The 13,625-nt window shown below is 36.1% G+C and carries 10 protein-coding genes; 2 read left to right on the top strand and 8 right to left on the bottom strand.

All coding sequences use genetic code 11. The features are described 5' to 3' along the window. Positions 1–92: 92 nt before the first annotated feature. From NMY3_RS07145 to NMY3_RS07125, 5 genes are all read right to left on the bottom strand, one after another. The gene (locus tag NMY3_RS07145) at positions 93–1,802 is read right to left on the bottom strand and encodes a cupredoxin domain-containing protein (protein WP_196818219.1); all 1,710 of its coding nucleotides are present in this window, start codon (positions 1,800–1,802) and stop codon (positions 93–95) included. A gap of 466 nt (positions 1,803–2,268) precedes the next feature. After that, positions 2,269–3,768: a carboxypeptidase M32 gene (locus NMY3_RS07140; RefSeq protein ID WP_196818218.1), complete on the bottom strand. Its 1,500-nt coding sequence runs from the start codon at positions 3,766–3,768 to the stop codon at positions 2,269–2,271. Between the two features lie 606 nt (positions 3,769–4,374). Next, the gene (locus NMY3_RS07135) at positions 4,375–5,106 is read right to left on the bottom strand and encodes an alpha/beta fold hydrolase (RefSeq protein ID WP_196818217.1); all 732 of its coding nucleotides are present in this window, start codon (positions 5,104–5,106) and stop codon (positions 4,375–4,377) included. 764 nt (positions 5,107–5,870) lie between these two features. Then, the gene (locus tag NMY3_RS07130) at positions 5,871–7,079 is read right to left on the bottom strand and encodes a hypothetical protein (RefSeq protein ID WP_196818216.1); all 1,209 of its coding nucleotides are present in this window, start codon (positions 7,077–7,079) and stop codon (positions 5,871–5,873) included. 228 nt (positions 7,080–7,307) lie between these two features. Next, on the bottom strand, positions 7,308–8,186 hold the full coding sequence (locus NMY3_RS07125) for a cache domain-containing protein (RefSeq protein WP_196818215.1): 879 nt from the start codon (positions 8,184–8,186) through the stop codon (positions 7,308–7,310). 771 nt (positions 8,187–8,957) lie between these two features. Here NMY3_RS07125 and NMY3_RS07120 point away from each other — a divergent pair. Both NMY3_RS07120 and NMY3_RS07115 read left to right on the top strand, forming a co-directional pair. Further along, positions 8,958–9,344, top strand: a complete 387-nt coding sequence (locus NMY3_RS07120; RefSeq protein ID WP_196818214.1) for a VOC family protein — start codon at positions 8,958–8,960, stop codon at positions 9,342–9,344. 227 nt (positions 9,345–9,571) lie between these two features. Continuing rightward, positions 9,572–10,102 (top strand): CAP domain-containing protein, encoded by a 531-nt coding sequence (locus NMY3_RS07115; RefSeq protein ID WP_196818213.1) that lies wholly within the window; start codon positions 9,572–9,574, stop codon positions 10,100–10,102. Between the two features lie 228 nt (positions 10,103–10,330). On the opposite strand, the gene NMY3_RS07110 is transcribed toward NMY3_RS07115, so the two are convergent. The 3 genes from NMY3_RS07110 to NMY3_RS07105 form a co-directional block, all read right to left on the bottom strand. Next, complete coding sequence (locus tag NMY3_RS07110) at positions 10,331–10,843, bottom strand: hypothetical protein (RefSeq protein WP_196818212.1); 513 nt, start codon at positions 10,841–10,843, stop codon at positions 10,331–10,333. A gap of 893 nt (positions 10,844–11,736) precedes the next feature. Further along, the gene (locus NMY3_RS16685) at positions 11,737–11,898 is read right to left on the bottom strand and encodes a hypothetical protein (RefSeq protein WP_231100380.1); all 162 of its coding nucleotides are present in this window, start codon (positions 11,896–11,898) and stop codon (positions 11,737–11,739) included. Between the two features lie 508 nt (positions 11,899–12,406). Continuing rightward, the gene (locus NMY3_RS07105; protein ID WP_231100379.1) at positions 12,407–13,303 is read right to left on the bottom strand and encodes a cache domain-containing protein; all 897 of its coding nucleotides are present in this window, start codon (positions 13,301–13,303) and stop codon (positions 12,407–12,409) included. Between the last annotated feature and the right edge of the window lie 322 nt (positions 13,304–13,625).

Below are 13,625 nucleotides of genomic sequence, written 5' to 3'. Positions count from 1 at the left end.
CGTTTGAAATAACATTACAAAATTTATCCCCATTTCTAAAAGGTCAAAGATGTGGCAAAAAAAATAAGAACATGGGATCTATCTCTGCTTGATTAACTTCCTGAAGTTATATTGATATTGTTTGTCATATCAGTATATTTTTTGGTAATTACGCAGTCTTGGGTTTCTGAATAGTCTATATGACCAGAGCACCCTTTCGAGTATGAAGTCGTATAAGAATTCAAGAAGGTATCTTTGCCCTGATCACTAGTCTGAGATGGATCCGCAAGTATTGCATAAATACTTGCAGGTACGGCTTCGATCCGCCCAGCATCATTGGCGTAAGTGTAGCTCACTGATGGTATACCATCCCCATATTCATAATTTATTTTGATTGGAAAATCTGACGCATTTGCTATCTTATCAATTGGGTTAATGACGTTAACTTTGATGAAAATGGTGGCATTGTCACCCTCATCTAAAAATGAAGGGAGTTCTGGTAATTCAGCTCCAACACTATAGGCCTTCTTAAGAATATTTATCAATTCTTTCTGAACTGCTACCCTTTCTTCATCTAATAAAGTGATGGATTTATTTTGTAAAGTAAAAGTATCATTTAGAAGTGAACTAGAGTTTTGATCCGATAACAGTACATCTCCAGATTCACTGTTACTGAAATTGGCAGTATCCATCAACCCTTGTCCAAACACTCCATCTGATTGCGAGAAAGAGGAGAGGGGTGAAGAAGAGGAAGAAGAGGAAGAATTAGCCCCACTCATCAAAAGGCCCAGCAAGGGACCTACCTTATTGAATATGTCTGAAAGGGCCTGATCAGGGCTTGCGGATTGGATGGTGGAAGACGGAAATGAGGATTGGTTATCAAAGCTACCTGCACCAAAGGATTCGTTTGATTGCGAGAAAGAGGAGAGGGGTGAAGAGGAGGAAGAAGAGGGCAAACCACCTCCACTCATCAAAAGGCCCAGCAAGGGACCTACCTTATTGAATATGTCTGAAAGGGCCTGATCAGGGCTTGCGGATTGGATGGTGGAAGACGGAAATGAGGATTGGTTATCAAAGCTACCTGCACCAAAGGATTCGTTTGATTGCGAGAAAGAGGAGAGGGGTGAAGAGGAGGAGGAGGAAGAATTAGCCCCACTCATCAAAAGGCCCAGCAAGGGACCTACCTTATTGAATATGTCTGAAAGGGCCTGATCAGAGGCTAACGAGGATGGTGGGAAAGATTGATCACTTGTATCATTTGTGGCAGAGCTAGGAAATGATGATAGAAAAGACGAGGTCGGGATTGAGAATGAATCATTCTCCGTGTTTGTCCTATTCCCATCAGAATTAGTTACATCAACATTTGTATTAGAATCTGGTACGAGGTTTTCCTTAATACCGCCTAGACTGGATGTATTCAGGCTCGATCCTAGATTGGGGGAAAATTCAGGATTCTCTACAGTTATTTCTCCCCTAATATGACTCCATGCCGGATCATAGTAAGAATACAATCCTGGTTTATCAAAGGTTACAGTATAATTTTCATTTGTACCAAAGAAGTCGCCATAAAATATGTTATCTGGACCTTCTTCTGGGGATCCAGAGACTAACATGTGAGGAGAAGAGTCTTTATTGACCCAAGTAACATTAGTTCCTGCGGGAACAGTAACATTGGCTGACGAGATAGGATTCTGGCTGTCGCTGTTAGTTGCACCAGGGTTCAACACTATTGTAGAGTTACTTTCTTGAGCCCTCACATCTAAATCATTGAAACCTAGAATCAAAATCGCAAGAAATATCATCGGTATTATTATTTTTCTCAATTTTATGTTTCATCATAAAACATGCAGCTATATAATCATGATCTTTATTAGCATGATGGCATACTTCATTAAGAACAGTTGGATGGAATGAATATGTTTGATGCATTTAGATAAAAGAACTAACTAAAGAACCTACGGCCCAAATGGATTTAAGTTATAGATAACTTTCAAGAATTATCACCATTGCTGCTTTATTAAAAAATTCGGGAAAAATGTTTGATTTTGTTAAATTGGATTTTGACACTTTTCTTGATGATGAAGTTACTTAAATTTGGCTCCAACTCTTAAACACTATCGTTACCCAAACAATGTGTCTGTTCGTTGGAATAAAGTACTGCAGGGTGCAGGGACTAATAGTTTTTCTATTTTAAAATTCAATTGTTCTTCAAATCTTAGTATCATAGGTGAGAAATTTCCGTTAGGATTGCAAGAATCAAGATTTAGATCTAATCGAACAGGTATGGGTTTAGGAGCCAAGATATTTAGTCTCAAGGTAGTTAACAAAGTAATCCGGGTTATAGCCTTCATTCAGGCTCCTATCAAGAAGCACTTTGGGGGCATAAGCAGATCCATATTGGTGTATTTTCAATTTTAGCCATTTTCTGATGGGATTAAAATTACCCCTCTTGATATCTTCCTCATAATTTTCCACATCTTTGCGCATCTTTGAAGCAATGATCGCTGAAACCAAGTTTCCTAGAGTATAGGTTGGGAAATAACCAAAGAGGCCACTGCTCCAATGTGTATCTTGCAACATTCCCTGTGAATCTGTTGTTGGTCTCACCCCAAGCAGCTGTTCCATTCTATCGTTCCAGAATTCAGGAATCTCGGAGACACCTAGCTCATCTCCAAATATTTTTTTTTCGATCTCATATCTTATTGCTATATGTAAATTGTAAGTCACTTCATCGGCATCAACCCGTATGAAATCAGCCTTGACATTGTTAAAATAAAGGTACAATTCATCATTTGTGGTTTGGTTTGCAAAATTTACTTGTTTTCTAATCAATGGACCTATCAATTGAACAAAGGGTAAACTTCTGCACACAATGTTCTCCCAAAACCTTGACTGAGATTCATGGAGTCCAAGCGAAGACCCGCCTTCAATAGGAGTAAAGGACAACGACTGATCACATTGTAGGTTATATAGGGCATGACCTGCTTCGTGAATGGTACTGAATATTGACTTTTTGAAATCAGTTCCTTCATAGCGAGTAGTTATTCTGATATCGTTGAGGCCCATAGTCTCAGTGAAAGGGTGAGTGGAAACATCCATTCTGAATCGTTTCATGTCGTATTGTAGAAGAGTCAAAATATCACGATTGAGTTCATCCACTTTTGTAATATCATACTTTGATTTTACAAGTTTGTTCTCTTTGCAGAACGGGCTGTTTGAATCTACGAGTTTTTTTACAAGTTTTTGAATACGAGGGGTCAATTCACCAAATATTTTATCCAAGTCATTGACAGTAAGCTGTTCTTCGAATGTATCCAAAAGTGCATCATACGGATGTTTTTCATAACCTCTCTTTGCAATAATTTGTTTTTTTATTTCGATCATTTCCTTCAAGTGAGGTTCATATAGCTTAAAATCAGACTTGGTCCTCGCTTCCCTCCATGCCATGTTTCCCCTTATCCTCACCAAAGACTCTGCTTCAGTCAATTCTTTGGGTATCTTGATCTGCTTAGTTATTTCCCTATCAAGAACTCTTACAACGCCCCTCTCTAAGTCATCAAGGCTACCCTGCTTCTTTGCTGACTCAACAAGCCCGATAAAATCTTTATTTAGCAGTAGATCCTTGTGCAACATGCTAAGCTGAGAATCTGCCACTCCTCTTTCCTCTGTTCCTCCTCCAGGCATGTATGTCTCAAAGTCCCAGCCCATTAGAGATATGGCATGTTTTAGCGACCAAATTGGTTTATAAGCATCGAGAATCTGATTCATGACGGGGTTCTCGCATCTCATTTCATTATACCTTTCATGGACTCAATCGCATCGGTAAATTAATCCTTGCTAGCCAATGCTGCATCTGAAAAATCGCATTAATTGTTTTCGGCAAAAAGTGAATACTAAAGGAAAACTGCATGCTTCAATGGTTGCGGAATGATTTTTGATTTGATCTTTAACTAGAATATAATGTAGTATAAGAAAAGGTTCAATTAGAGATGTGTGCAGAACAAACAAATTACGAAAACTCTCATTGTCGATAGGTTATATGAAGATTTGTTGCAGATCTGATACGGGTTTGGGAGTATGTGAAACAAATTTGAGCTAATCTTCAATCGTAGTATTTATGTATCCACAAATTCTTAGGTTTTTGTAGATACTAAAATTTCGTACCAGGTGAGACTATCTCTCAACTTGAATACATATTAGATGGATCGAATATCGATTCAGGTAAAATAAAAGTAGCGTATGACCGTTTGCATACCTAGTTTTAGGATCTAGTTTTACTTACTAGTAGAAAAATCGACAACACCGTCAAATATGAAACAATTTACGACCTGATAAAGACCAGACAGAGTTGTCTGGAGTAAAAAAATGAAATTTGAATATAACCGCTAGAATTGCCTATTTTTCTTTAGATACTATGTTCAATATTATCCTTGACAGTTCTTCTGGAGCTGTGATCATAACATCGTGACCCCTTTTGAGTTCATAACAATCCCATTTGCACTTTTCTTCCTCATTTTGTCTTTGAAACATGCCTTCTCCGAACTCCGCTGAAGTAATGAATGCCTTTGGGATTTTCATTGTTTGTTTGTTATGAACTACAAGAGGTTGGGTATGTGTATGCCATGGCATAGGAACGAGTTTTGGTTCCACCCATTCAATGTCCTTTTTGTCTGAGAGACCAAATTCAACAGGTGTATAAGACCTTACAAGCCAAGGTTTATCTTGATCCTGCATAATTCTTCCTTTGTATAGATCCAATAGTCCAGGAACAAGATCAAAAGCTGTTTTTCCATCTTGAGGAATATAAGCATCGAGATATATCAATAGTTTAATTTTGTCAGGAATCATTTCTGCAACTCCACTTATTACCATTCCTGCATAACTATGGCCCACTAGAATCACATCAAAAAGATCTTCATACTTGAATACTTGTAAAATGTCTTCTATATGGGTATAGAGATCAGTCGTTTCATTTGCAAGGTGGCTTCTTTCACCTAACCCGGTAAGGGTTGGTGAATAGATATTGAATTCATTAGAATCAAAATAGGGTAATATTTTCTTCCAACACCAGCCCCCGTGACATGAACCATGAACAAATACAATATTCTGAGGTTTAGATGTAACCATAACTTTTACATCCATATCAAGCAATTAAAAGTAATTGTTAGATCTGCTTCAGTGTGATCTCGATCATTGCTTTGTTAGCATAGATATATTACTTAAATTCTCGACTTTCTTGAACACAGAGGAGGACAGAAATCTGGTTACTAGTATAGGTATTTACAGAATTTTCTTTTAGTCATAAGAGCAGATAACTTGTAATACTCAATGTTGTAGTAAGATGAGAGAATTCAGCATGTTGATCCTATCAAGGCAAAATGAACTTTACCGAAGTATCTAAAAGTACTGTTACTCCTTAATGATTTGTGGCATTCTTACCCTAATTAAAATATCTTACAGGCACAGTTGACAATTCAGGATAAAAGTGTTGTGCCCTTGCATTGCGAATAATGAAAAACGGAGAACAAATTATAATTTCAAATAACTATGACATGAGGATAAATACTTACCCTTATTTTATTTATTAGAGATTAACGATTAAGAATTGTATTGCCTCAGATTCTTATTCAAATAGTTACTCAAATAGAGATGGGTTTTGGTGTTATGTAAAACAGATTTGATCTGATACTGTAACTCAACTTTGATATCTTCAAATAGTCTCAAGTAGGCATCTGTTTCAAATTCTTATTTATCAAAGTTAAAGCATAAAATCATATTAGCAATAACTAAAGACTCACTTAATTTTTGATATTTTAGAAGGTCCAATAAGAGGAGACTAGCATCATCAATTGATACGAACACAGTCTTCAACTCTCATTACGCAAGTTTATTTAACTCTTAGTATCTTTAGATTGTTTATCTGTTTTTCTAAATTTTGCAAAGACTAGTGAGGCAAAGCCGCCTGCAAATCCTCCCGCAATAATACTTATGGGTTGGCCATATACGCTCCAGAACTCTTTAAACTGTTCATCAAAACTAATCGGAGGCGTCACAGTAATTGTCAAATTCATTGATGGATTAGTTACATAGCCAAATGTGGGATATTTTTTGGATGTTTGAAGACCAGATTTCATAATTCCACTCTCATTATAAGAAGGTGCAGACTCCTTAGATTCAATCGTTGTATCTATGAATAATGAAGCTGAAAAAGGAATAGTATAGAAACCTAGGGGTGTTTGTGGAGATACATTTATCTTAAATAATGAAGGTTGGATTCTTTCAATAGATGCATATAAACCACTAGAGTTAAACTCGGAGCCGTCATCATTGCTGGCTTTATTAAAAGTGATGTCGGTAACATTGTTAGAGAATGTTGATAAGATATTAGCAGGAACTAGTAGTTGTTCCCCTTGTGTAACCACAATGTCCTTTGGAGATGTTACCATAGTCATAGCAGATGGAGGAACCCCGACCCAATCTGTAAAATCACTAACTTCATTGTTATTAAAAGAATCCGTAGTGTAGAATAATATGCCATATTCACTCGGATTTTCAATATAGCTCAGATTCAAATTAAGTTTAACATATCCTGGTCCTATTGTGGGACCACCAAAGAATTCGGTATAATTTGTTTTAGAATATGAAAGTATTTGACTGCCCGTTGAGGATAATTGATAAAGGTATTCATTCCATTTTCCGTTAACCCATTCAATATAATAATTGTAATCTGCTCCACTAAATCCAGTGTTTATGTTATAACTAGCGATTTTAATAAGCATACCATAACTAATCCTTTTTGAAGATTGGTTATATATGGAAGCATTTTCCGAATCTGATCCTAACCAAAGTGTGGCTTTCAAAGTTTTTCCATCGCTAAGATAATCTATCTCCAATAGATCGCTATAATTGGATTTTAGATTGATACTTTCATTGCCAAAAGTTTGAATCCAATCATTTCTCTGATCATTGATAGCCTGGGGTTCAAAAGCAGGCGACAAGGCAAAAGTAGTGGGAAAATAAGTGGAAGGCATATAAAAAAATAACAGTAGCATAGCAAAAGTAAAACTACAAGGACCAAATATTGAAAAGGTTTTTTTCATAGTTTGCAAATCCTGTGATTAACTTCCTACATATTGCAAATTATTTCACATGTAAATAAGGCTTTACCATGTTTATTAGAGATTTATTAAGGTTTGATGCAGGCTTCGATGGAAATTATGTGGATATCCACATGAGTTTGAATACAGTTAATGAGAATGATCATTGGTATAATGATTTAGTCCTAATAGCCAAAAGTCATAAGAACTACTAAATTTTCTGATAATTTATTAGTTAGGCGTGATGGATAGCAATATCCATTTAGATTGAGTTATGTCAATTGGCGCATAAGAAACAGAAATATTTCTGCCATTAATGAATTCCACAATGGATCCTACTGGGCCGCTTCTGGCTTTATCAATGCTCTGAAGGCCCTTGAATGTTTCTAGTTTACTTGTATTAAATTCTGAATCAGATATTTCAGTACCGTTATTATCCATAAGTAATAGCCTAGTATCATTCAGATCTAAGGATTCTGATTTTATCAAATTATCAAATTGCTTCAAGTTGAATCCTAGTGCTAGTAATCCTATCATAGTATTATTCACTGTCTCTCCTGAAAAAATGGGACTAGCTAGTACAACTAGCGGTTTACCAGTTGAAGCTGCAGTGATAACGTTGTTAAAATATGGATGTTTAGATTCTAATGCACCTATAATGTGATCTCTATACCCGTAATTGTAAGCAGAACTATTTGCGTGAGACGGATAGTAAGGTTCACTAAAATAAGTATCTCCATTCGGAAAAGTCATTCCGATGAATGATAAGTAGGGATTGGCTTCAAGAAGACTTTTGGCTTCATTTCTTTTGTCTATATCCTGATCGCTCGGTATCCCGCGATACTTTTGTTGCATATCGGCAGTGAGATTTGATAAAGGAAATGTCCCAAAAGAATTAGTTAAATTCATCGATTGATAGGCAATATCCATTATTTTTACAATTTCTCTTTCCAGTGGTTGGTAAACCGTGGCGAGCCCAAGGCTGTCTAAAAGTTTTATATTTGTATCATTTAGCAGTTCTAATCCTGTAGTATTGGAATTAATAAACGTAGTACTCTTAGATGAGGATTCAGTAACTTGCGAAAATACGTTTTGTAGATGATGATACAAATAGAATCATAATTGATCCGACTATGAGAATAGATAATAATATGAATCTTGATAGATATGCTTTGAGCATCACATTAATTATTTCCAGGGTATTAATGAGAATTAAGATTCTCATTAGATACTGTTAAGAAGAGTGTAATATAGGCAGATATATGGTCGAAAATCTTTTTGCTTATATTTGATGATGGCTACCATCTTGGCTCATTAATTCTTAAAATGTGGGATTTATTTCTATTATTCTTTGACCACCCTTCATTTCTTATATCATTTGAATCTCCTTTTTATTCTGTTGTTGGTTGAGAGGTGTTACGTGAAAAAAATATACTATCAGAAATGAATTTAGATAAGAACATTGCTATCATGGGAATACCAAAATAATTTCAATGAATCAATAACCTTTAGCTGTCTTGACGGATTCATGATTTGAATATATTAAATTCCTATAGCATCAATGCCGACTATCTTAGTTGAAAGGAGATTTAGACCCGTGACTAATAGTCAGGGCTGACCTTGCGGAATGATTTGGGAGCAAAAGATGTTGTGGATAGTATTTTCGATATAAGGTTTCGAAATCTCAGTTATATCGCAAATAGACTTAAAGAGATCAGCATGCGTAGAAGATGATTACTTCTGTGACAATCAATTCCGCCCTATCTTTTTATTCATGGATTTATAATAGGTATTAATGGATATCTATCTAGATACTTATCAGACCAAACACTCGTTTTTAAATATTGTCTTGTTTACCTATAGCACTGGTGGGATTATCTGATGGAAATGAAACTTGAATTGGTTGCAATTCCGGTAACAGACGTGGATCGTGCACGTGATTTTTATAAAGATAAAGTAGGTTTTAATTTAGACCATGACCATACGGTGAACGAGAATCTACGTTTTATTCAAATGACACCACCGGGTTCTGCATGTTCAATTTGCTTTGGGATTGGTATTGCAGACAGCATGAAACCTGGTAGCATTAAGGGTTTACAGATGGTAGTCAAGGATGCTCAGGCCGCTCATGATGAACTTAAAAAGCGTGGAGTGAATGTTACAGATGTCGATATACAAGTCTGGGGAAAGTTCATTTATTTTAATGATCCGGATGGCAACGCTTGGGCCCTTCAGGAATTACCTCCGCGTGGCCAATTTAAAGTGTAGTGAGAAGCAAAATTACACGGGCTAAGCTCAGTTATTCTAAGAACGACGTTCACCAAAATATTTAGATTTCGTGGGTATTTCTTAGATTTTAATACTTGAGTATGATTTCATTTATTTCTTATATCGTAACTAAAATAACAATTGGGATCCTCTGCAAAATTTCTTCATTATACATGACCTGATCGAAAAATAAATAAGAAACTATCAAAATCGATTAGTTATAAATTATGTATAAAAAAGTACCTAAAGGATTAGCATTAATTTTGTATATTACGATATTTTTGACAGTGTTATCGTATATGGTGCAGATCTCACAAGCCCAATCAAAGACAGATCTCGAAAATACCATGCTAAATATCCATAACCAAGAGCGCGCAGCCGTTGGAGTTCAGCCACTGACTTGGAGCAACAGCCTCGCGACCGACTCCCAGAGTTGGGCTAATCATTTGACGACACTTGGGCTTGTATGCGATGACCAACGATGCGATGCTACTCCCCACGGTGCTAAAAACGAGAACATTGCTTCGGGGGTCGCTGGCCTCAATTCTCCTGTGGAACTAGCCCAATTGTGGGCCGACGAAAAGTCGAAGTATGACGACGGCCAACGTTCTGGGCCAGGTATTGGTCATTATACTGCGATGGTATGGCAGAACACCCATGAGGTCGGCTGCGGGTTCTCCAGCGCCGGTGGAATGGACTTTCTAGTGTGCCGCTACAGCCCTCCGGGCAACATTCTGGGGCAGACACCATTTGGATAAGGTGTCCAAGTCATGGTATATGTTTCTGTGCTTCGTATTGAAGATGTGCGGTGATCAGAAACTGGTGGTGATGTAGAGGAAAACCTATAACGTTCTTGTAGGCTATTCTTAATTTTCTATAACAATTTATTTATCAACTGTTCTTTCAATAAATACACATCATAATTTGATGAGTGATTCTCGAATAACTCACTGTATCAGATTAAGATGGAAATTGATCGCATGATATCATGTGGTACTCCCTTTCTTTTCAACTGCAGCGTCAATTTTCTTATCCAAACTGAGTATTTGATCAAGAAGTTTTTCTTGATGTTTTTGGAATTGTTGTATTAATTCTAAGATGGTGTCATGTCTTTCATCTAACTCTTTTAGCCTCTTGAGGTTTTCTTCCTGTTTAATAGTAGACTTTTTCTGTAAGGCGTATACCAACCAGCTTATGAACGCACCAACTACGGCACCTATAGCAATACTAAGATAAGTGCTAGAAGCATTTGTCATATCAATGCAGCCCTTTGTTAATTCAGGCGTGCAACCCCACGGCGCAACAGTAGAATTCAGAGCATTAGAATCACGACTCGATATATCGACCTTTCCACTATTAGGATCATATTCGAATAGCAAAGGGTGATCTCCAACATCTATACTAGCGACTAATGTATCAGCTGAGACAAGATCTATATTCACTAGAATATTAGATAGAAGCATTATGAAAACTAATGATGGTATTACTATAATAGACAATATTTCTCCCTAGTTGATTTTACAAATAATACCCTGCCAATAAACGATTAGGAAGAATATTAGAGAAATGTGTTTGATAGGACTCATACCTTCACTAATTAGACTTGATTTACTATTTTGACAATCCAGTGACTTGGTCTTTGCATCCAGCATCGACCTTAAACTAGAAGGTGTCAGAACACTCTGCAATACATATCTGCCTCTTACCAAAACAATTGTAATTAGTGGGTTAGAAAAGGTCAGCATCAAAAAAACATAAGGCAGAGTGAATAGACTACCAATTATTACTAAAGTCGCAAATAGAAAAAGAGATTCATATGATGCTTTATTGCATTATCTCCATAACAAAATAGAGAGCGTAATAAATGATATTTCCAAATTAATGCCCTGTCAGCAAGTCTAGGATTACCAAACGGGCTTACAGTCGGGCCAGTTGCAACGATGATCGACCTACCCAGATATAAATTTGATGAGACTTTGTATATTGGGATTGATGTTTTCAATTGATCATCACGACGCTAATTCTCATTTGTGGATTTCTATGTGATTTCTTGGAGTATTGGTTTGGCAAAAATATTGAAACGAATTTGACAATGGATAAATTGCACAAGAGTCAAAGAATTTATGTCGTGGAAGAAAACATCAAGAATCAGCTAACAGTATTGTCAAATCATTTCTTCTACACCATAAAACACATCTGATTTTGCTATCAATCCGTTATTAAGCTCAAACTTCTCAATAACAGAAGTTTTGTGCTTGTCATCCAAGGTAGCGTAATATTCTAAGATAATCTTATCATTATTCGCTATTACTTCCTTAACCTAACTTTAGGCTGGGAAAGTTATACTATTTTAACGCGTATGACCAATACTTCCTCGTGTCTTTTTTGTTTTTTATTTTAGATACATTACGATCTGGAAATACAATTTTGATTTTGGGACTGGAGAATTCATATTTTCCGAATACATAGACAATACTGTTTTTATATCATGGGTATTCCAGCCCTCAATCCATTTTTTCATGTGTTGGTTTGTAAATGCTTCGGAAAGAGACATGCTGTCATCTTGTTATTCTTGATCTAAATATTATTGATTCTCAAGATTTGGAATAATGAAACGAAGTCAGTAGAGTAGACCTATTAATTGAATCCATTTTTTACTCTAGTTCTGTATGTAGTGATTCAAGTCATAAACAGATTCCGCATTTATTCTACCAATGTAATGCAGCGAGGAGAATAAAGAGACTAATATGGTTGGGGGCTTTGACGGAAATCAAAAGGACATTCACTTAGGTTTCACAACGGGTTTAACTTATCGGAGTCATTGTGGGTATTGGATTGACAACTTGGGAATTTTCTTTTATTTGGTATATAAGATTTCATTTCCAATAGTCAATGACTTTAGCGTAGTACTACATTGGGCACAATTAATATCCGTTGTTAAATTATTATTTGATTATAGAGAGATGTATTAATGAATCGTCCGTAGTAAGGATGATGTAAAAGAGCACCCGATTGGATCTATTTGTTCAGTCAAAAACTTGTTACTATTGTAGCCCATATTGCTAACTAATGGGCTGTATCCAAAGTACTATCCACCTATTTTGGAGCGCCTCCATTGGATAGTATGTTACTAGCATGTTATCTTGGCCTACTTTCTCCACAATGGAACCGAACTTTCCTTCATTGGCATTCTGGAAACTCTTTAGATTAGAAAATGTTTCACTACTATTTGTAAAAAGTCTCCTATCAGAATCTGCTAACTTAGTATCGTTGGAGTCAACATATACAATTCGTTGACCTTGAGATAAATCTAATGATTGAAGTTCTTTGTTCAAAAGGCCTAATTCTATAGATCCAACCAAAACCCCTGTTAAAACTCCGTTATTCTTTTCGGTAAATACGGGTACTGCTACAATAGCACGTTTAACGCCCGAAGATGTGGAAGTAATTATGTCTCCAAGATAGGTGTCGTTAGTAGCAATAGATCCTTTAAAGTAGTCTCTGTAAGCAAGATTATTTTTAGTCTGATTGCTTTGCAAGGCATAAGGTTCCATGAAGTAGGTATCACCATTAGGCATAATGAATGCTATTCCAGCAATTTCATGATAGTGGGATAAGATTTCCTGTGCAATGTTTCTTTTTTGTAAATCTGAGTCTTGTGGAATTCCATGGAGGGTTTCCAGAGTAGTATTCAACAAGCTCACATTAGGCACACTTTTCATTTCCGGTAGGTTGCTTGCAAATTCCAATATAGAAGCTACTCCATAAAGTCTGTTTTCTAGACTATTAGTTAGTACATTCAAGCTTAAAAGATGATTATTGATTGGCTCATTATACGAATTAACTTTGGTTTGATCCAAATTTGGGGTTGCTGAGCTTAATAAAGTGTCTGTAGAGACAGTGGTGAGTCCATATAACAAGATGATTGCAGATGTTCCTATAAACAATTTAGTATTCAAATATACTCTTCCTAAAATACTAAGAACACCTTTATTATACATCACGATTAATTATCTGAGACCTATTATCATAATTTCAATAACAATAATTCTCAGACTTTCTGGAAATATAATGCATCATTTCTAAGCATTTTGAGAGAAGATTAGATTAATAAACAAATTGATTGATAATCGGTTGTTATAAACTAATTTTCTATATATGTAAGTTCATCTTACCAATCAAATTCCTTGATAACATTGGTCTAGGCGTGTGCTTATAATTTCGTTATAGTTTGTAATTTATACTGATTCGACTGGAATATCTAAAGCCTTTGCCCAAAAA

This window comes from Candidatus Nitrosocosmicus oleophilus (assembly GCF_000802205.1).
Classification (GTDB): Archaea; Thermoproteota; Nitrososphaeria; order Nitrososphaerales; family Nitrososphaeraceae; genus Nitrosocosmicus; species Nitrosocosmicus oleophilus.
The sequence above is the reverse complement of the archived record's forward strand: the minus strand, read 5'-3'. Positions and strand labels throughout refer to the sequence as shown.